The 233-nt window shown below is 46.8% G+C and carries 1 protein-coding gene; it reads right to left on the bottom strand.

What is annotated here, in order from left to right; translation table 11 throughout:
* Window positions 1–233, bottom strand: a 233-nt coding sequence (locus IAE20_RS16710) for an Ig-like domain-containing protein (RefSeq protein WP_227612147.1), incomplete at both ends; no start/stop codon positions are given.

Below are 233 nucleotides of genomic sequence, written 5' to 3'. Positions count from 1 at the left end.
TAATTGCATCTGTATCATTGACTGGATTGACAACAGGGGCAGTTGGCGCCACTGTGTCAATTACCACTGTCCCAGTGGTTGTCCCCACGTTTCCTGCTGCATCCGTTGCATTTACCACAACAGTATGCGAACCATCAGTTAAGGTTGGTAACGTATTGTCTGCCAGAGTCCAGGTTCCATCACCGTTATTCGTAGCTGGATAACTCACCCCATCAACAACAATTGTGACTTTT

Source organism: Acinetobacter sp. S54, assembly GCF_016624945.1.
GTDB lineage: Bacteria > Pseudomonadota > Gammaproteobacteria > Pseudomonadales > Moraxellaceae > Acinetobacter.
This window is presented reverse-complemented; position numbering and strand designations above follow the sequence as displayed.